Here is a 19,157-nt window from a genome sequence, read left to right as displayed (position 1 = left end):
TGTTTATAGATTTCTATAAAAGAATTATAACTTTTTTGAAACTTTCTTTACTATTTCCCTGTCTTTTTCAACACCTTTCATCGTTCCTTCACTTAGTTCAAAGCATCTCCCATTAAATGAATGACTTACTTTGTCTTCTAGCCTATTTCCTGTCATTAGCGATTCAACAAATCGTGGAGCATCCTCACTAGACATTTCCTTATACCAGTGACCATCGGGGTAAGTAATCAAAACACATTTATCTTGACAGCGTCCATTACAAAGCGTTCTTGACGTATGGATCATAGGATCTAAACCTTTAGCACTTATCTCATTTCTAATAGATTGAGTTAATGCTTCTGCTCCTGCTCTATTGCAACTACTTCCATTACATATAAGAATGTGATGTTGTGTGTCCGTTAAATTCCATGTAGCCATTCCTTCAGCTCCTTTTTTACTTAGAGTTTAACAACACGATAATAGATATCATTACGATTTATTTTCTGCAAATATATATCAATCTAGGTGAACTATGATCATATTTTCTCGCATCATAGTTACCAAATAAATGCATGACTTTTAAATTATTATTCTCTAGCATTTCTCTAATCTTATCCTCTGAATACAGTTTCACTCGTTCTTCATAATTACGATTTGAATAGTTATCTTTTACGACTATTCGTTTAATAACGGTGTCGTTGTCAATCTTTCTATACTGGTAGATGGATGTTTGATCAAATGTTTGTTGTGAAAAGGGAACTAAATTTTTTCTTAAAAATGCTGGATTTAAATAATCAAACAAAAAATATCCACCTTCCTTTAAAGAAGAATGTACTCGTGTAAAAACACGTTCATTATCTTTATCCTTATCAAAGTAGCCAAAGCTCGTAAAGAGATTAGCGACAATATCAAATTCATTTTTAAATGTTACGTCTCTCATATCAGATCTTATGTATGTTATGTTTAATGTATGTGACTGCCTCTTTGCTTCTTCTATTAGGGTATTAGATAAATCTACCCCTGTAACGTTCATTCCTCTATCAGCAAACCAGCGGCTATGCCTTCCAGCACCACAACAAAGGTCAAGCACTTTCTGATTTTTCCGGTATGGAATAAAATTCATTAGATTGCTTAACTCTGAATTTGCATTTTCTTCACTGCGATGTTTATAAATCATTAAATAGTCTTGTTGAAAGTGATCTTCATACCAACGCCCCATAAATATTCTCTCCCTTTCACAAATAAAAGTACCTAAATGTTAGATTGTCGAGAATGTTCATTATACAAATGAACGGTTTCTCTTTTTATTATAAATAGTTCATGTTAGAGAAAGAACTTTCCTTAACAAAGACCGCAATACCTCTTACTTTACTAAGTTGAGTGCAATTGAACAATCTTTTCAGCTCCTCTTCGAGCTCCCGATATATTTCGTGAAACGGGTCCAATAACTAGTTCGGCAAGTGCTCCTATGACATACAAGTTCTGCCCCCATTCTAAGGAATTTTCAGAAACAATCGGATAACCACATGTTGCACAACGTAAACCTTCACTCTCTATCGTTGAGGTTAACCAATCGAATCCCGGTGGAGTAGCATGAAATCCGGTTGCTAACAGGATACGATTTGCCACCATTGACTTCGTTTTAAGCTCTACTTTTATCTCACCACTCTCATAAGACGCCCCGGAAACCTCATCAATAACAATATCCAGTCGTCCTTTCCGTTCTTCTCTTAGAGCCTGTAAGTTTAATTCTTTTGGGATTGACCCTCGGTATCGAGCCTGACTAATCATTTGTCTTCTCTGGTTAAGATTAGTAACCTTTTTAAATGAATTCATATATTTCGGTCCGAGCCAGCCAGGATCAGAATCAAATGGTTGTATACGGAGTGGATGTCTTGTGAGCAGTTTTATCCTCCCAGGATGTATTTTACTCAGTTTTAGTGCAGTATGTATGGCACTTATCCCTCCACCTACAATTAAAATTTCTTCTGTCTCTTTAACCTTTGTATTGGTATGATCATCGTAAATATGATTGACAGCCGCTCCCTGGTTTTGTAATTCATTTGCCCACAAAGGCCAATAAGGATGGTCACTTAATCCCATCGCTAACACAACATTTTCACTTTCAAACTGTGTTCCATCTGATAATTTTATTTGCCAGTGTTGCCTTATTCTGCTTAATTGTTCAACTCTTCCTTGAATCCAACTTTTCTGTAATTGAATATCATGAAAAAGTGATTCACAATGCTTATTAAAGAGGGTGATAGCTGGTCTATCATAAGGGCCATAAAACTGATCATACTGCTTACCACTTTCTGACTTTGCGAACTTTTCAAGTGAAAATGGGTCAATATCAAGATGATGGATTGATGGCGATCGCAAATATGGCATTTCAATTGTATTTGTACACCTTTTCCAAGTAGATAGTGGTTCTGGATTCGGATCTACTATGGCAAGATTTGATGTTGTTGTACGTTTTGCTTTCAATAAATAATTTGCCAGGGTGCATCCTTGAATCCCGCCCCCTATTATTGTCCATTCAAACAATTAATGTCACTCCTACTTCACGTTTGAGAAAATTTTCACTCCGTTTATCTTCCGATTTATCCTGAAATACACTTTTCAAATTGTTCTTGAAACCATTGTTCATCTAACTCTTTTCCGATAACAACCATTTCGCTTATTCTCTTTTCATTAGATTTCCACTCTCGGTCAGCATTGCCGGCAAACATCATATGAACTCCTTGAAATATGACTCTTTTTTCTAGATTCTTAATATTAAAGATCCCTTTATAGCGATACATATTTGGGCCAAGATTTTGAATGACTGTATCCATCCATTTTTCAACTTTTTCTAAATCAAGTGGATCATCTGACCTCATCACAATAGCCTTGACACTGTCATCATGATGGTGGTGATGATGCTCGTCTAAAAAGTTAGGTGCTATTTCAAGTTTTTTGTCAATGTCAAATGAATATATATTAAGAATTTTCTCGATACTTATATGCCCATATTCTGCCTGTTGAAATTGAGCAGATGGATTCATTCTTCTTAATCTATTTTTCAAACTGGTAAGCTCTTCTTCACTAATTAAATCTACTTTATTCAATAACAGTACATCAGCAAAGGCTACCTGTTCTTGTGCTTCATGAGAGCGGTCTAGCTGCTTGTGGGCATGGTAAGAATCAACCACAGTCACAATCGAATCTAAATGGTAGTACTCAGAAAGAGAAGGATCAACAAAAAATGTTTGAGCAACAGGACCAGGATCTGCCAATCCAGTCGTTTCAATAATGACCCGGTCAAAATTGAATTGCTGTTTCCCTTTTCGATTCATCCTTTTCTCCTTTAAATCATGGAGAATTCGAAGCAAATCTCCACGAACGGTACAACAGATACATCCATTATTCATTTCAAAGATCTCTTCATCTGCACCAACGACTAATTTATTGTCAATCCCTACTTCTCCGAACTCGTTTACAATCACGGCAACCTTTTTTCCATGATTTTCTGTTAAAATATAATTTAACAATGTTGTTTTTCCAGCTCCAAGAAATCCAGTTAAGACAGTTACAGGGATTTTCTTACTTTTACTCATCATGTTAGACACCTTCTTTATCAATTTGATTATAATAGTTATCATTACGATTTATCTAACATAAAAAATATATTACTATTCATCTTGATGATCAAACTCTATCATATCAAACCACTCTTCTATTACATGATCTTCCCATAAAATCATTGAAACACCATTATGTTTATCAATAACTACTCCAACTTCCCCCTCGGCATTTACTACTTTCATGCCTTGATAATTTTCCATCACGATCATACCTCAGTCTAATTAATACAGGTGGCTAAGACCTTTAAGTTTAAGCATTGCTCACATTATTAAATTTCATACATTCCCACCAAAAGTTTTCCACACGATTACTAAAAGTAAAGACGAAGCAATCGATGTTATTGCTTGTTTTGTTGCAATTTGAAGAGCGATAGACTTACTTACATCCTTAGCAATGGCAAAAAGCGTCACAAGACAAGCGGATAATGTCGATGCTAAATAGACAAGAATAAACATTTCCATTGAAGTTAGGCCTAAAAGCAGTTGTCCATTTCCTTCATTAAAGAGTAATATTCCATCCTTTCTAAGAATGGAAAAAAGAATGCCTAGACTTGCTTCTGCTGGTAAAGAAAGAAAAGTTAATATAGGGCCGATAACTTGTGAGAGAACGTCAAGTATTTTATAATTATGAAGAATTGCAGCAATGACACAGATTACTAAAAAAATAGGCATAGCCTGAAAAAAGAATTGTTTAATCGTTTCTCGAATATTAGACAAAACAGCAATAGGACTAACCTTTTGAAGAGGTCGAGTTTTCGTTAGGTCGTGACTGTGAAACTGATGTTGTTGCGGATACCATAACTTTGTGTGAATGATCCCCATAACTGCTAGAACAATAATATACGGGAAAAACAGCCAAGGCTTCCCTGCCACACTGAATAAAGATAAGGTTGCCCCGACTTGATAGCTGCATGCCGAACTAAACGAGATCATTGAGAGACATTGCTTCCTTGTACAGGCGGAGCATCCTTTACTTTGATAAACAGCGACAACATTGCATCCATATCCAGTAATGACCGGGATGATATCTCTACCTGTGAGACCGATCTTTCTAAGCCAAGGATCTACAGCGACCGTAACTTTGTCTTTTATACCGCTATCATTTGTTATCGATATGGAAATACCGATAAGAACAACAACAGGAAAAGCCCAAACAAATGAATACATCCCTAACGTTAATAAACCAAATGGGCCAACTACGATTTCTGCTAGTAAGGATGGAGCCGAGCTAAACCATTCTTCTACTCGAAGGATAAAATACGTCTCAACGATCGGTTCAAAAAAAGTAGCAATTACATATGCTCCATACACAGGCAAGCCATATATCGCAAGAATAATAAGTAAGCAACCGGACATACGCCAAACACTTAGAATAGATAAGTCTCGTTTTATCTCTTCCTTCTTTAACTGTATCATCGCTTTAACAAATACACTCATTTCCGCAACATGATAAGTCATCAAGATACATATTTGAACGTCGATAAAACTCAATCAACTCTGAACCAACCTCAATCCCTAGACGATCGCAGATCTCTTTTGCTACAATTGCAAATCGCTGTCTGAACTTATAAATAAAACAAAAGATAATCGGTTCATGACGAACTTGCGGTCCAACTAAAAACAAACCTTCTGAAACTGTTGATTCGTCTATCTCATTCAACTCAATGTGATTTTCTTCATCCCAATAAAAATGCTCCAAAATAAGTGAAAGACTATTTTTAAAACCTGTTGCCAAAATAGGCTGGGTAGAGCTTTCAATCTTTTCTCCATTAGAAAGATAAATCTGATAGTCTTCCTCTTCTTTTTCTACCTTAATCACTTCTGCATTTCCTCTCAAGACAAGTTGGTCGGAGTCGTGAAATTCTGCAAGACGGTCACACGTAAAAGGTGACAATGAAATACTTGGATCAGGGCTATAATTTGTCCAAGTATCTTCTCTCGCCAATACTGTCACATCCTTATCTAAATGGCTAAGGTGTATGGCCGAATCCATTCCACTTTCATAACCACCGATGATGAAAAACTCATCTCCATCTAAATCCTCCCAAGAGTGAACTTTACTATTATGACGACATAGTTCTCCGCCTTCGAATGGTTGTAAGTTCGGATACTGGAATTCTCCCCCTGCCCATACGACATATTTACAAATTATTTCTCCTTTGTTTGTGTTTAAACGAAACCCGTCTACAGTTTTTTCCATTTCTTTTACATCAATACCTAATTCAATCGGTAATTCAAAATGATTGGAAATTGCTTGAAGATAGCGGGCATATTCCTCACCACTTAAATGCTCTGATTGAAACGTGAACCCTGGGGAAGTCTCTGGGACAATAGCATTTAAATCAAGAAGACCAAATCCATGGCCAGGGAAGGACGGAGTAAGTAATCTCATTTCTTTTGGCCATTTGTTAAAAGTACTACCGACTGAATTCCTCTCTACGATGACATAATTATGTAAACCCATTTGCTTTAAAATGGTACCGACACCAATTCCTGCTGGCCCCGCCCCAACAATGACAACATCATATTCTTTTTTCATTGCTCTTTTTACACCTCTTTCCATTTCAAAAAACACTTAATTCGTAATGATTACTATTATTGATAATTTTATCTACTTCACTCCGATTTGTCAAAGTTTAATATTCGTAATGCAGTCTTGTTTACAACTATAGTTATGTCTTCATATACCCCAAAAAAGACCACCCCTTAAAGAGTCGTCTTCAATTGGTTATTTTAGTTGTAACTTACTTAACCCCTGTTCAATGCAGCTCTGATCTAAGCCCTCTCCAATAAAAACAAGTACAGGCTGATATTGTTTTTCAAATGTATATCGTTCAAAAACGGGATCGCCGTAAGCATAATTAAATAAAAATAAGCCAGGAGTCTCTTTTAAATAAATAAATCCTTTTGCTCGGTACAGTTGCCCTTTCATTCTTTCTAACCAATGTAAAAATTGAATTCTATCAATAGGTTTACTAACAGGCGTTGATACAGTTCTTAAATGTAAATGATTATGAACATGTGACTCATGATTGTGTTTTTTAACCAATTTACTAGATATTTCTATTTGTTGACCTTGTGTATGTAGGAATGAAGGATTCCATTTTGCAAACAAAACACTCGAAATAACAGCCTGTTTATTGATTTCCTCAATACTCTCCTTTATTGAATCTAGAATACGCTCTTCCACTTGATCCTTTTTATTAATAAGAATAATATCTGCATACTTAACTTGCTCTATTAAAAGCTTTTTGAGCTTAATACTCATTTTATTTTCATACCATTGTTTTGCATTCACCACTGTAACCACTGCTTTAATCGTTACTCTACTAGCTAGTGTGGGATGCGTACATGCATCAACGACTTCTAATGGATGGGCTGCTCCAGTTGCCTCAATGTAAATAACATCTAAATCATGCTCTTCTAAAAGCGAGTTTAATTGTAAACTTAACTCTCCTTGAATCGAACAGCAAATACACCCATTAAGCATTTCTTTTAGAGGGGTATCATTAGGAATGATGGCAGAATCTATGCTAACATCGCCTAACTCATTCATTAATACACCAATACGTCTACCTTGCCTTTTCTCTGATTGAATTAATTCCTTCAACAACGTGCTTTTTCCACTTCCTAAGAAGCCACTCAATATAAAAATATCTACTGTTTTATTGTCCATGAGCTATTACTTTTTCAAATCCTTTCTAATTTCTCTAATCACATGCGCTAATTCAGAACTAATCAATTTATTCATAGCCAATTTTACTGCACCGCTTGATCCTGGCATTGCAAATACAGCTGTGTGATTACTCACACCGGCAATAGCACGACTTAGCATTGCTGCCGCTCCAATATCTTCTGTATAACTGAGCATTCTAAACAGCTCTCCAAAACCAACAATCTCCTTATCCAGCAATTCTTTTACCGTTTCAATAGTAACATCACGATCCGCTATTCCCGTTCCACCATTTAACAAGATCGCATCAATCTGAGGTGCTTGAATTCCTTTTTGAAGAGCGCCACTAATCTCTATTTTTTCATCTCTGACAATCTCATAATCTTCAATTATGTGCCCTTGATTAACTACAAATTCTCGAATTAACTTTCCACTCTTATCTGTGTCTTGCGTACGAGTATCGCTTACTGTTATAATTTTACATCTGACTTGTTTCGGTGCTTCTTTTTTATGCTCCATTACACTCATTGTTACATTCTCCTTTTTATAGTTAACTTTTATAAGATTCAACATCATGCAACGCTTTATCTAACGCCTGCCAAGCCATTAAAGCACAATTATGACGAGCTCTTAGTTTGTGTACTCCATCTAATGATAAAGCATCTCCTAAATCAACATGATCATTTGGTTGTTTACCTTCTCTTATTAACTGTTCAAACTCTCCCCTAATTATGGAAACTGTTCTCAAATCTTTGTGATGAATTAACTCTGTCATCATAGATGAAGATGCCATACTAATGCTACACCCCTCTCCTTCAAAGGATACACTGGTTAGCACTTCCCCTTCGAGTTTAAGATAAAGAGTAATTACATCCCCGCATGTTGGATTTTTATAAAAAACTCTTTGAACTTCTTCACCTTCAAGTTTCCCGTAATTTCGTTTAAATTTAGCATGATCCATAACAACCTTACGATACAGGTCATTTAGCATTTCCTCTCTCCTTTCATACGCTTCGATTAGAGAATTATTTATAAAGTCAAACTACCAAAACGTAACTATTACGATTTGATATCCATTGTAAAGGAAAAGATCAAACTAATCAAACATTATACAAAAGAGGATGACCCAGAAACGTTCCATCTGAGACATCCTCTTTCCTTACTTATTTCAATCCATTTACAAACGTTTCTACATTATGTTTCATCATTAATAGATAGGTTTCTGCTCCACTACCATCTTGCCCTACAGCATCAGTATACACTTCACCAGCAATTTCAACGCCAGTCCCTTCTGAAATTCTTTCCATATAGCGTTTATCTACCGTTGTTTCAACAAAGATAGCTGGTATGTTTTGATCACTCACAAGATCAATCACGCGTGCAATTTGACTTGGTGTTCCTTCTTCGTGTGAATTTAGTTCCCACACTCCTTCTGTTTCAAAACCATACGCCTCTCCAAAGTATTTGAACGCATTTTCAGTTACGACAATTACGCGAGTTTCTTCTGGAACGGCTTCTACTTCTGCTTTAATCCAAGCTTGCAAATCATCTAATTCAGTAAGGTATGCTTCTGCATTCGTACGGTATGTCTCTTCTCCACTTGGGTCACGCTCAACCAAATCTTCTACAATATTTTCCACATACACTTTAACGTTTTCTACACTTAGCCAAGCATGTGGATCTTCTTCTTCGCTTCCTTCAAGTAAAATAGGCGTTATTCCCTCACTTACTGTAACGACTGGAACATCTCCAACATTTCCTACTAACTTTTCAAGCCACCCTTCTAAACTAAACCCATTAACATAAAACACATCGGAGTCACTTGCCTTTTGAAAATCACTCGGAATTGGCTCATATTCATGTGGTTCTTCGCCAATTGGAACAAGATACTCGACTGTTCCTCTTTCACCAATAATCGTACCAACGATATCTCCTAGTATCGAGAAGCTAGTTGTAATCGATAGTCCTTCTTCTCCTGCCTCAGTTGCCTCTTCAGTTGAATCCGTTTCTTCTGTTGTATCCTCTTGTTCACTACCTTCAATTTCTTCTTGCTGTGTCTCATCAGCACTACACCCAATTGCAAATAAAAACGTCAAGCTTAAAACAATCGATAAAAACCATTTTTTTCTAATCATGCTTTTCCTCTCCTTTTCTTCTTATCGCCTTTCCTATAACTAATTGTTTTGAACAAAGGAAACTCTTTGGGTAAAAAAATAAATGTTTCTCTTATGCAACAATTATCATTTTTTCACATCTTTTCTCTTTTGTCTAGACTTATTCGTGATTTTTCTTTTTAAAACTTCTTTCTTGATCTGAAAAACGTTTCACCATCTACACTGCACTTGTAAGAAAAAGAATTAGTTTAGGAGGTACATTCAATGACAGTATTAGTAGGCATTTTTATCTGCTGCTGCTTTGTGTTTCAATTCTTTTCTTCGCCTCATTGACGACTTGTCAATATGAAGAACATGAAAAATCAAAGACAGACCCCTTTAGTTATTTATTCGCTGTGTATGGAAAATAGAGATTTCGCTCGTAGACAGAAAATCAACCTACTTTATTATTTTAGGTTGATTTTTTGTCTGCTTTTAGCAGGATAATTGACAAAAAAATCAAATAGTTAATAAAGGAAGGGGTGTTTTCATGCAGTATCTATTTCCCTCATTTATTTATGATTATCTTCACTATTTAACACAAAAAGGAAGGAAAGAGTCTACAATCCGCCGTTATATGTATGATTTGAATGATTTTTCCTATTGGTTGCATAAATCACGATCGACAACAAATGAAATTAATTGGAAATCGATCACAAAGGAAGAACTCGAGCTCTTTTTTCAAGATCTTATTGAGGTAAGACAATACAATGTTCGAACCATTAGGCGCATTCATAGTGTGTTAAAACAACTAGCCCGCTATCAACAATCGCTTGGGAAAAGCGAACTTACACCTATTGAAGAGATCGATCCCCCTGAACTTGTTACGGGCCCACTACAAGAATCAGAGTGGGTGGCAGTACAAGAAAAGAAACAATTACTTACTACTCTTTCTTCAACCATCGGTTTATCTGATCAACAAATTAAGACGTTTCCTTTTTACAAGGAACGAAATGAATTCATGATTCGATTGTTTTTAGATTATGGACTTACTCTACACGAAGTACAACAGCTATCGATGAAAGATATAAGGTTTGAACGAAATCAAATTCTCCTTCGAGAAGATAACCGAACGATACAATTGCAAACAGAACACAAACATTTAGCATACACTTATTTTAAAATGATACCAGAGCCCGTACGACCACGGTATTATAGTGATGATCCCTTTATTGTAGCGTTTGACTTTAAACGAAAAACGTTTCATTGGTCATACGACGATGATGAACCAAAAAGAATGTCTATGATCGCAATTCAGAAAATGCTACGAATGGAAGTAAAGCGAGCCCATTTACGAAAAGGAATCAGCGCTCAAACGCTTCGTAATACATTTATTCTATCAACTTTATTAAGAGGGATGTCATCTGAAGAATTAGTTCAATCGATAGGTTATACAACACCTCTTTCAATGAATCGCTATCTCAATACGATTCAATCGATTACAAATAAACAGAAAATCCGCCTTCTAACAGATGGGGCGTAACTTGCCCCGATTCTCTTCATACCAATCAATTAGTCCTTTTGTATTTAAATCAATTTTTTTTGATTAAGAAGATAAACAATTGATTTAAATGGATGTACGATTAAAACATCAAAATAATTTGATTTTCCGGTCACCTTTTACAACAGATTGTTAGTGATCACCTTTGTCCTTTCTGTCATTACCATGTCAACAATTTCAGGTTTTATCTTTTATTTAATCAAAAGGAGTCGAGTATTATGTTCCCTTTTTTCAAAAAAGAGCACCATCAGCTGCTGCAAAGTTGTAATTGAAGAAGTTAAGGAAAACGGCTGGCTGTTGTACTTCAGGAGAAACAAAGAAAAGTGACAAAATTTCTGACAATAAAGAGATAAATCATAAAAGAAACAGAAAAAGCGCCCTATTCAAAGCGCTTTTCTTTTTCTTATACTTATTCCTCTGATTTCAACTGAATATTACGCTGCGGTGCAAACGTAGATATCGCATGCTTGTAAACAAGCTGTTGCTTCCCTTCCGTTTCTAAAATCACAGTAAAATTATCAAAGCCTTTTATGTGACCACGGATTTGAAAACCATTTGTTAAAAAGACTGTAACAGAGATGTTATCTTTTCGTAATTGGTTTAGGAATTGATCTTGAATGTTAATAGGTTGCTTCATCGGGGTGTCCTCCTCTAATTGACTCTCTCTTTATTTCGATATAAATGGAATTTCTCCTTCAATAAATGTACAAATTTCGGTAAAAGTTTGCTCATTTAACCCGTTGGACATGTCAAACCATGTCGCATCTGTTTTATTACGAAACCAAGTTAGCTGCCTTTTGGCATAACGTCTTGAATTTTGTTTTAAGTTTACAATCGCGTCTTCTAAGGAATAAAGACCTTCAAAATAATCATAAAGTTCCTTATAACCGATTGCTTGAACAGATTGACAACCGCGTATACCGCTATCATACAACGCCTTGGCTTCTTCCACTAAACCTTGTTCAATCATGATGTCTACTCGTTTATTGATTCGTTCATACAGCTTACTTCGCTCCATAGTAAGACCGACCATAGCAGTCGTATATGGTGATACGGTTTGTTCTTCTGTTTGTTGCCTTGAAAACGGAATGCCTGTCACTCGTGTTACTTCTAGTGCACGAATAACACGACGTATGTTATTTGGATGGATTGATTCTGCTGCTTTTGGATCGACTTCCTTTAGCATAGTATGTAATTCATAATTTCCAAGCTTACTTGCTAGTTGTTCAAGTTCATCTCTGTATCGTTTATCGGTAGGCATTGATTCAAATTGATATTGTTTGATAATCGCATTTATGTATAGCCCAGTTCCACCAACTAAAAGAGGCACATGCCCCTTCTTATTTACCTGCGTGATGAGTGGAATACAACTTTCTTGAAATTCAGCAACTGAAAAGGTTTCTTTCGGATGCTTAATGTCAATTAAGTGGTGTGACACTCCATCTTGTTCTTCGGCAGTCACTTTTGCAGTACCAATGTCCATTCCTTTATAAACTTGCATCGAATCTCCGCTAATCACTTCGCTATTATATTTTTTTGCTAGACTGACACCTAATGCCGTTTTTCCAACAGCAGTTGGACCAACAATTACAATCAATTGTTCTTTCATCATCTTCTCCCTAATTCTTGGAATTAAAACATTTGACAAACGATTAACTTGTACATTCTATATATCCATAGTGAAACGTTGCATGTTGCCTTTTTTTGACTTGAAACCCGAAATGTTTGAACCGTTCACTTTGATAGTGATCTTTTAAGACGACTCGCGATTTCGCAACACGTAATGCATGATTTATAACGTCTTTAGACAAATCATCGTGACAAGCAAACTGCTTTAATGCCTTCATTGCTGTTGAACCTGCTAAATGTTGTTCAAACATTGGATCAAAATAGACAACATCAAATGAATGATCAGAAAGAGTTGCAAGATAGCCCGTATGATGAGCATGTATAACTTCAATTCTCTTCATTGCTGCTAACATCAAAGGACCCCCATCTTGCCACATTTTAAGACCGTTACGTACGAGTGTTGCAAGAACCACATTGGCTTCTAACCCAATAACACGTCCACTTTCGCCAACAGCAACCTGTGCTACAAGACTATCAGAGGCATGTCCTAATGTACAATCTAGAAACGTCATACCATCTTTTAGACCCGCCACACTTACTAGTGGATCATAACCTGTTTTTAAAAGTTGTTTCACTCTAAACATAGCAGAACTCGGATGATAAAAGAATGGATCACCACCAAACTTCGAATGCAGTGTTACCTTGCTTTTCCCTACTACAAGTACGTCTTCCCCATATAAATCAATTAACTCCTGAACAGAAGTTTCTTCACGAAGAATAAAACGACTTGCAAGATCCACACTGAACATATGTGCTTTCTCAGCTAAGACATCCGCACCTTTTCTTGCTGTTGTCACAATCATTATGTTAACTCCTATATCTATATTCCGATAGATCGATTTCTTTTTTTTTCTATCGCTCTTATTTCGGTCGTTCTTCTCATTATTCCGTTAAACTGAACTTTTTTTTCGGTCTAACGCTCTAACAAAATCGACTGTGTTAAATCTTGATATGCTGTAGTGCAATGCTCCTCTCGCTGCGCGCCTTTCCTGAGAAAACCACTCAGAATTGGCTTAAAACTCTTACATAACCCGTTTAAACATTTTTTCTAGAGCATACGTTGAGAAGTGAACAAGGATCGGTCTTCCGTGTGGGCATGTGAAGGGATCACTACTTTTTCTTAGTGATTCTAATAAGGCAAACATTTCATCTTGGCGAAGGTGGCGGTTAGCTTTGATTGCCGCCTTGCAAGACATTAAGATTGCTGCCTCTTCTCGTAGTTTTGCTAAATCTACTTTACGATGCTTGAGCAAATAATCAATGATCTCACGGATCGTTTCTTCCTCGTGCCCTTTAGGTAACCACGTCGGATGTGCACGGACAATAAATGCTTGCGTACCGAACACTTCAAGAAAGACTCCAACAGCATGTAAGTCTTCAATATGGTCGTTAATTGTCATAAATTCTTGAGCCGTACACTCAAGCGTAATCGGGATGAGCATGTCTTGAACGCTTAGATCAACTTCTGCCACTTTATCGCGGAAAAATTCATACTTCACACGTTCTTGTGCAGCATGCTGATCAATTAAATACATTCCTGTCTCATTTTGAGCAACAATATACGTCCCATGCATTTGCCCAACAGGATAGAGAACTGGAACTCTTTCAGTGGATTGCCCTTGTTCATTTAGAGTAGATTCAATAGGTGCTTGTTCATTTTGAATAAAAGGTTCTTCTTCTCTTTGATCAAACGTTTCTTCTTGTTCTTGATAATCCTTTATTTCTTTCTCTTCTATAATTGTCGTCCATGGGCTTGTTTCTACCTTTTCTGATTGCTTGTTCACATCAGACTGAAATCGTTCTAGTGATCGCATAGACTCCTGAATTTCTTCTTTTACTTGAATTGGCCGGTTGGATTGTACCTCAGTAGATTTTTCAAAGTCTAGTGATACTTGCTCACTTTTATAACTAGAAAAAACAGTACGCTTCTTCGTATCTGCTGCTGGAATCAAGCTTTGTTGTTTAAAGACTTGCTTGATCGAACTTGTAATTAATTGACCAAGTTCTTCTTCCTTACTGAGTCGAACTTCTAACTTAGAAGGGTGGACATTGACATCGATTAACTTTGGATCCATATGAATCGACAATACAACTAATGGGTAACGTCCTATTGGGAGCAACGTATGGTATCCTTCTTGAATGGCCCTTGCTAGTGCATAATTTCGAATGTATCTTCCATTTATGAAGATGGACATATATTGTCTAGATGCTCTTGTTAACTCGGGCATCGCCACAAATCCATTAATCTCATAATCGAGTGATTGACCTTCAATCGCTTGAACCTTCTTCGCAACATTTCTCCCGTATATAGCGGCAATCACTTGACGAGTATCACCATTCCCTGATGTCTTTAACACTTCTTTTCCATGATGGGAATATTCAAATGCTACACGTGGATGAGCTAGGGCTAGACGGTTTATAATATCACTTACGTTCCCAGCTTCTGTATGAACAGTCTTTAAATATTTTAATCTAGCTGGTGTATTATAAAAAAGATTTGTAACAATAATTTCTGTACCTTTTCTACCTTTGGCAGCCTTCTTATGCTTTACGATGCCACCTTCAAGAACAATTTCTGTGCCTGGGGCCTTACCAGTACTCGTTGTAAGACTCACATGTGCAACGGAAGCAATACTTGGCAAAGCCTCTCCTCGAAATCCTAATGTTGCAATTTGAAACAAGTCTCGATCAGTCCGAATTTTGCTTGTTGCATGTCGGTAAAACGCAGTCTCAACATCTTCATGGTTGATTCCATCTCCGTTATCAACAATACGGATCGATGATAATCCACCTTCTACAATTTCAATTACAATGTGTGTGCTGTTTGCATCAAGCGCATTTTCAACTAATTCTTTCACAATCGAAGCAGGGCGTTCAACAACTTCACCTGCTGCTATCTTATTGGACAATGCATCATCTAGCTTTATGATTTTGGTCATCGAACCCCTCCTCTAACTTTTATTTCAATAATCGTTGCAACTCATTAATAAATTGAATCGCTTCAATTGGTGTCATATGCAGTACATCTTTTTTTACAAGCTTTTTCAAGACTTTTTCTTCCTGCCCAGAGGAAACGGTAGGTTGCTCATTCTTTTTTATTTGTGGGCGCTCTTCTTCTATAAATAACGATAATTGTTGTTCCGCTGGTGTTGGTTGAATCAACGATCCTTTTACAGAAGCCGTGTTTTCTTCAAACTGTTTCAATAACGTTTCAGCTCTTTGCGTTACTTGCAAAGGCAATTCTGCTAACTCCGCTACGTAAATTCCATAGCTGCGATCTGCTTGTCCATCAACAACTTTATGCAAAAATACTACGTTTCCATTTTCTTCAACTGCTGAAACATGAACATTCTTCAAATCTTCTAACGATTTATCAAGTTGTGTAAGTTCATGATAATGGGTCGAGAATAGCGTTTTTGCACGAACTGTATCGTGAATGTATTCAATGATTGCTTGTGCAAGTGCCATTCCATCATATGTCGATGTACCTCTTCCAATTTCATCAAGCAAAATCAAGCTATTTTGGGTTGCTTTTGTTAATGCATATTTCGTTTCAAGCATTTCAACCATGAACGTACTTTGCCCGCTTGCGAGATCATCGGCAGCTCCAATTCTTGTAAACACTTGATCAAATATCGGTAATTCAGCAGCTGTTGCTGGCACATAACATCCAATTTGTGCCATAACAGCAAGTAGAGCTAATTGACGCATATACGTACTTTTCCCGGCCATATTTGGTCCGGTGATTAACAGCATTTCACGCCCTTTATTCATTTGAACATCATTTGCTACATACTGACCTTTTTCAATAACCGTTTCCACAACCGGGTGCCTGCCATCAATAATTGCAATTTCTTGCTTCGTTGAAAATGTAGGTTTTACATAATGACGCTGTTCGCTTATGGTAGCAAATCCAGCTAATACATCAATCTCGCTTATCGAATGAGCCAATGCTTGAATCTGTTCTAAATAACATTTTGCTTCTTCGCGTACATTAACAAACAAATCATATTCAAGCTGTTCCATTTTTTCTTCTGCTTCTAATATTAAAGCTTCTTTTTCTTTTAACTCCGGCGTAATATAACGTTCCGCGTTTGTCAGTGTTTGCTTCCGTTCATAGCGTCCTTCAGGCAGCAAATGAAGATTGGCTCTTGTCACTTCAATGTAATAGCCAAACACTTTATTAAATCCAATCTTAAGCGATTTAACGCCTGTTTCAAGCCGTTCTTTTTGCTCAAGCTCAGCAATCCATTGCTTACCATTTTTACTAGCATCTCTATACGTATCTAATTCATCATGAAAACCTGGTCGAATCATCCCACCCTCTGTCACGGAAATCGGCGGGTCCTCGACTAAGCTTCGATGTAACAATTCAATTAATTGATGAACTTGCTGCTCTTGTCCAAACCATCGGTCAACAGATTCTGGTGCCATTTTTTTAATGAGTTCTTTTAACAATGGAACCTTTTCTAATGATCGTTTTAACTGAACTAACTCTCTTGCATTGACACTCCCATAAGCAATTCTACCTGCTAACCGTTCTAAATCATAGACATGTCGTAATTCATCTCGTAATTCTTCTCTCTCAAAATAAGCATGTAAGAAAGACATTACAAGCTCAAGCCTTTCTTCGATTGCTGTTTGATGAATGAGTGGTCGCTCTAACCAATTCTTTACAAGTCTTCCTCCCATCGCTGTAACCGTCTGATCGACAATAGATAGCAATGAGCCTGCTTTCTTCTTTTCTCTAAGGGACTCTGTTAATTCAAGATTCCGCTTCGTGTGGGTGTCCATTTTCATAAAAGAATCTAATTGGTAGACTCTTACTTTTTGCAAATGATTTAGGGAACGTTTTTGCGTACGAACTAAATATTGTAGCAGTCTAGCAAAACTGACAAGCAATTTATCTGATTGTAAGTCCTCGCATAAATGGAGATAATCATCGGTAAGTTCTGACGCGTTTTCATATGAAATTGTCACTGAACGTTTTTCTTGAATTCGTTTAATAATGTTCTCATCAAGATCTGTTGCCACAACAAGTTCTTTCGTTGCAGAACTTGCGATATCATGTATGACATCCTCAAAATCGGCAATAATCGTCGCTGCACACTCTCCTGTAGTTAAATCCGTCCGTGCTAGACCGAATGTTTTGTCTTCAAAATATGTTAATGAGACTAAATAATTGTTTTCCTTCTCTTTAATCACATTACCGTTCATCATCGTGCCAGGGGTAAGAAGCTTTACCACTTCACGTTTGACAACACCTTTTGCTTGCTTAGGGTCCTCGACTTGTTCACACAAGGCAACTTTATATCCTTTTTCAACTAAACGAGACATATATTGTTCAGCAGAATGATAAGGTACTCCACACATTGGTATCCGGTCCTCACCTTGTCCACGTCCAGTTAAGGTAATTTCTAATTCTTGCGCTGCTAATTTCGCATCTTCAAAAAACATTTCATAAAAATCACCAAGACGAAAAAATAAAAAGGCATCTTGGTACTGTGCCTTAATTTCTAAATATTGGTTCATCATCGGGGTATTTTGTGCCATGATTGTCCTCCACCGTACATAATTAATACGGTTTATTATATCATAGGCTCTAGCATTCTCGCATTAGAGAGTCTTTAACTGTTTAGTCTAAATTCAGGCAGTCTATAAGAGCGTATCCAAAAGTGGATGCATTGGCTTCTCTCGCTAAGCGTCCTATGAGAAAACCACTCATAGGACTTTAAACCATGTAGCGGTTCCGCTCATTGCGGTCTGAGGTTGTTCAAAAAGGGCAAAATCATCCCTTTTTGAACAACCTCTATAAAAAAATGGAGCAAGCCTGCTTTTGGCTTGCTCATTCGTCTTATTTATCAAACTCACCGTGTAGAAAATTTGGATCAAGACGCTCATACTCCTCATCACTAACTTCATCTGTGTATTCTGCAGCAGGAAAATCTTCTAATAGGCCATCAGGGTTTACAGCTACCGCAACTTTTGTCTCTCCGATGCATTCAACAATAAATTCACGCTCTACCTGTACATCCACATTAGAACCATTCTCAGAAACCGTTGCTTCAAGGGTGTTAGGTTGCTGAACAGCGCGTGCAATAACATCCATTTCATCTGATAAGACATTCTCATCTTGCATGGAAAGTGGTATTGCATCAGAATAAGTAACAGTTTGTGTTGCAACGTCTGTTTTCGTATTTTTGTTATACGAGAACCAAACGTTGATATCGTAGCTGCCTTGCACCACTACTGAATTGCCCTTCTTCTCTGCTGAGTACTTATGATTGATAATCCAGCAGCCCAAAATGCTAGACGGTCTGTGTGAAGGGCTAATCGTATGAGTTGCTTCAGAAAACTTACGACCTTTTCCACATACCGCTTTTGTAATAATTTCACGATAGTTAAAGTTTTGAGACATGAAACAAAACCCTCCTCTTTCTCATATCATATCGAGTTGTCGGTCGCTCGTATCGGCTCCTCGTGCCTAATTCGCTCCGCCAAATGCTTCACTGTCATCCTATGCAGGGCGAATAACCAATGTGCGAAAAAAGAATGAAAGATGATAGCAAAGCGTTATCTGTACCACGATATGATGA

18 protein-coding genes are annotated in these 19,157 nt (G+C 37.0%); 1 reads left to right on the top strand and 17 read right to left on the bottom strand.

All coding sequences use genetic code 11. The annotated features are described in order from the left end of the window. Positions 1-24: 24 nt before the first annotated feature. The 11 genes from SAZ04_RS02400 to SAZ04_RS02350 all read right to left on the bottom strand — a co-directional run bounded on the left by SAZ04_RS02400 (position 25) and on the right by SAZ04_RS02350 (position 9,413). Complete coding sequence (locus SAZ04_RS02400) at positions 25-417, bottom strand: (2Fe-2S) ferredoxin domain-containing protein (RefSeq protein ID WP_332690456.1); 393 nt, start codon at positions 415-417, stop codon at positions 25-27. A gap of 58 nt (positions 418-475) precedes the next feature. Continuing rightward, complete coding sequence (locus SAZ04_RS02395) at positions 476-1,198, bottom strand: class I SAM-dependent methyltransferase (protein WP_332690453.1); 723 nt, start codon at positions 1,196-1,198, stop codon at positions 476-478. A gap of 152 nt (positions 1,199-1,350) precedes the next feature. Beyond that, the gene (locus tag SAZ04_RS02390; RefSeq protein WP_332690450.1) at positions 1,351-2,526 is read right to left on the bottom strand and encodes an FAD/NAD(P)-binding protein; all 1,176 of its coding nucleotides are present in this window, start codon (positions 2,524-2,526) and stop codon (positions 1,351-1,353) included. Between the two features lie 56 nt (positions 2,527-2,582). Beyond that, positions 2,583-3,581, bottom strand: coding sequence for a CobW family GTP-binding protein (locus SAZ04_RS02385; protein ID WP_332690447.1), 999 nt, complete (start codon positions 3,579-3,581; stop codon positions 2,583-2,585). Positions 3,582-3,653: 72 nt separating this feature from the next. Next, complete coding sequence (locus SAZ04_RS02380; RefSeq protein ID WP_332690444.1) at positions 3,654-3,809, bottom strand: hypothetical protein; 156 nt, start codon at positions 3,807-3,809, stop codon at positions 3,654-3,656. A gap of 72 nt (positions 3,810-3,881) precedes the next feature. After that, positions 3,882-5,042 (bottom strand): nucleoside recognition domain-containing protein, encoded by a 1,161-nt coding sequence (locus SAZ04_RS02375; protein ID WP_332690441.1) that lies wholly within the window; start codon positions 5,040-5,042, stop codon positions 3,882-3,884. After that, complete coding sequence (locus tag SAZ04_RS02370; RefSeq protein ID WP_332690438.1) at positions 5,026-6,144, bottom strand: NAD(P)/FAD-dependent oxidoreductase; 1,119 nt, start codon at positions 6,142-6,144, stop codon at positions 5,026-5,028. The genes SAZ04_RS02375 and SAZ04_RS02370 overlap by 17 nt, the downstream gene beginning before the upstream one ends. 189 nt (positions 6,145-6,333) lie before the next feature. Further along, positions 6,334-7,281, bottom strand: coding sequence for a CobW family GTP-binding protein (locus SAZ04_RS02365; RefSeq protein WP_332690435.1), 948 nt, complete (start codon positions 7,279-7,281; stop codon positions 6,334-6,336). 6 nt (positions 7,282-7,287) lie between these two features. Further along, positions 7,288-7,806, bottom strand: coding sequence for a MogA/MoaB family molybdenum cofactor biosynthesis protein (locus tag SAZ04_RS02360; RefSeq protein ID WP_332690432.1), 519 nt, complete (start codon positions 7,804-7,806; stop codon positions 7,288-7,290). Between the two features lie 22 nt (positions 7,807-7,828). Next, positions 7,829-8,269, bottom strand: a complete 441-nt coding sequence (gene sufU / locus SAZ04_RS02355) for a Fe-S cluster assembly sulfur transfer protein SufU (protein ID WP_332690429.1) — start codon at positions 8,267-8,269, stop codon at positions 7,829-7,831. Positions 8,270-8,441: 172 nt separating this feature from the next. Further along, positions 8,442-9,413: a metal ABC transporter substrate-binding protein gene (locus tag SAZ04_RS02350; RefSeq protein WP_332690426.1), complete on the bottom strand. Its 972-nt coding sequence runs from the start codon at positions 9,411-9,413 to the stop codon at positions 8,442-8,444. 508 nt (positions 9,414-9,921) lie between these two features. On the opposite strand from SAZ04_RS02350, the gene SAZ04_RS02345 reads away from it, so the two are divergent. After that, complete coding sequence (locus SAZ04_RS02345; protein ID WP_332690423.1) at positions 9,922-10,914, top strand: tyrosine-type recombinase/integrase; 993 nt, start codon at positions 9,922-9,924, stop codon at positions 10,912-10,914. A 427-nt stretch (positions 10,915-11,341) separates the two neighbouring features. Here SAZ04_RS02345 and hfq read toward each other — a convergent pair whose 3' ends face one another. The 6 genes from hfq to SAZ04_RS02315 form a co-directional block, all read right to left on the bottom strand. Next, positions 11,342-11,569, bottom strand: a complete 228-nt coding sequence (gene hfq, locus SAZ04_RS02340) for an RNA chaperone Hfq (RefSeq protein WP_332690420.1) — start codon at positions 11,567-11,569, stop codon at positions 11,342-11,344. A gap of 30 nt (positions 11,570-11,599) precedes the next feature. After that, positions 11,600-12,541: a tRNA (adenosine(37)-N6)-dimethylallyltransferase MiaA gene (miaA, locus tag SAZ04_RS02335; RefSeq protein ID WP_332690653.1), complete on the bottom strand. Its 942-nt coding sequence runs from the start codon at positions 12,539-12,541 to the stop codon at positions 11,600-11,602. A 43-nt stretch (positions 12,542-12,584) separates the two neighbouring features. Further along, a complete protein-coding gene (locus SAZ04_RS02330) occupies positions 12,585-13,364 on the bottom strand; it encodes a class I SAM-dependent methyltransferase (protein WP_332690416.1) in 780 nt (259 codons plus the stop codon). 219 nt (positions 13,365-13,583) lie between these two features. Further along, positions 13,584-15,500 (bottom strand): DNA mismatch repair endonuclease MutL, encoded by a 1,917-nt coding sequence (mutL, locus tag SAZ04_RS02325; RefSeq protein ID WP_332690413.1) that lies wholly within the window; start codon positions 15,498-15,500, stop codon positions 13,584-13,586. Positions 15,501-15,519: 19 nt separating this feature from the next. Continuing rightward, complete coding sequence (gene mutS / locus SAZ04_RS02320; RefSeq protein WP_332690410.1) at positions 15,520-18,114, bottom strand: DNA mismatch repair protein MutS; 2,595 nt, start codon at positions 18,112-18,114, stop codon at positions 15,520-15,522. Positions 18,115-18,415: 301 nt separating this feature from the next. Next, positions 18,416-18,979: an outer spore coat protein CotE gene (locus tag SAZ04_RS02315; RefSeq protein ID WP_332690407.1), complete on the bottom strand. Its 564-nt coding sequence runs from the start codon at positions 18,977-18,979 to the stop codon at positions 18,416-18,418. Positions 18,980-19,157 lie beyond the last annotated feature (178 nt).

The sequence above is a fragment of the Halalkalibacter lacteus genome, from assembly GCF_036663595.1.
GTDB classification, from domain to species: Bacteria; Bacillota; Bacilli; order Bacillales; family Bacillaceae_D; genus Halalkalibacter; species Halalkalibacter lacteus.
Note: the sequence above shows the minus strand (reverse complement) of the source record. Positions and strands in the feature narration are given on the sequence as shown.

What these genes read in the sequence shown, in the direction of transcription:
- SAZ04_RS02345 (WP_332690423.1), top strand. Translation starts at nt 9,922, where the DNA reads ATGCAGTATCTATTTCCCTCATTTATTTATGATTATCTTCACTATTTA.
- mutL (WP_332690413.1), bottom strand. Translation starts at nt 15,500, where the DNA reads ATGACCAAAATCATAAAGCTAGATGATGCATTGTCCAATAAGATAGCA.
- miaA (WP_332690653.1), bottom strand. Translation starts at nt 12,541, where the DNA reads ATGAAAGAACAATTGATTGTAATTGTTGGTCCAACTGCTGTTGGAAAA.
- SAZ04_RS02400 (WP_332690456.1), bottom strand. Translation starts at nt 417, where the DNA reads ATGGCTACATGGAATTTAACGGACACACAACATCACATTCTTATATGT.
- SAZ04_RS02330 (WP_332690416.1), bottom strand. Translation starts at nt 13,364, where the DNA reads ATGATTGTGACAACAGCAAGAAAAGGTGCGGATGTCTTAGCTGAGAAA.
- mutS (WP_332690410.1), bottom strand. Translation starts at nt 18,114, where the DNA reads ATGGCACAAAATACCCCGATGATGAACCAATATTTAGAAATTAAGGCA.
- SAZ04_RS02375 (WP_332690441.1), bottom strand. Translation starts at nt 5,042, where the DNA reads ATGAGTGTATTTGTTAAAGCGATGATACAGTTAAAGAAGGAAGAGATA.
- SAZ04_RS02370 (WP_332690438.1), bottom strand. Translation starts at nt 6,144, where the DNA reads ATGAAAAAAGAATATGATGTTGTCATTGTTGGGGCGGGGCCAGCAGGA.
- SAZ04_RS02350 (WP_332690426.1), bottom strand. Translation starts at nt 9,413, where the DNA reads ATGATTAGAAAAAAATGGTTTTTATCGATTGTTTTAAGCTTGACGTTT.
- SAZ04_RS02315 (WP_332690407.1), bottom strand. Translation starts at nt 18,979, where the DNA reads ATGTCTCAAAACTTTAACTATCGTGAAATTATTACAAAAGCGGTATGT.
- sufU (WP_332690429.1), bottom strand. Translation starts at nt 8,269, where the DNA reads ATGCTAAATGACCTGTATCGTAAGGTTGTTATGGATCATGCTAAATTT.
- SAZ04_RS02365 (WP_332690435.1), bottom strand. Translation starts at nt 7,281, where the DNA reads ATGGACAATAAAACAGTAGATATTTTTATATTGAGTGGCTTCTTAGGA.
- SAZ04_RS02395 (WP_332690453.1), bottom strand. Translation starts at nt 1,198, where the DNA reads ATGGGGCGTTGGTATGAAGATCACTTTCAACAAGACTATTTAATGATT.
- SAZ04_RS02385 (WP_332690447.1), bottom strand. Translation starts at nt 3,581, where the DNA reads ATGATGAGTAAAAGTAAGAAAATCCCTGTAACTGTCTTAACTGGATTT.
- SAZ04_RS02360 (WP_332690432.1), bottom strand. Translation starts at nt 7,806, where the DNA reads ATGAGTGTAATGGAGCATAAAAAAGAAGCACCGAAACAAGTCAGATGT.
- hfq (WP_332690420.1), bottom strand. Translation starts at nt 11,569, where the DNA reads ATGAAGCAACCTATTAACATTCAAGATCAATTCCTAAACCAATTACGA.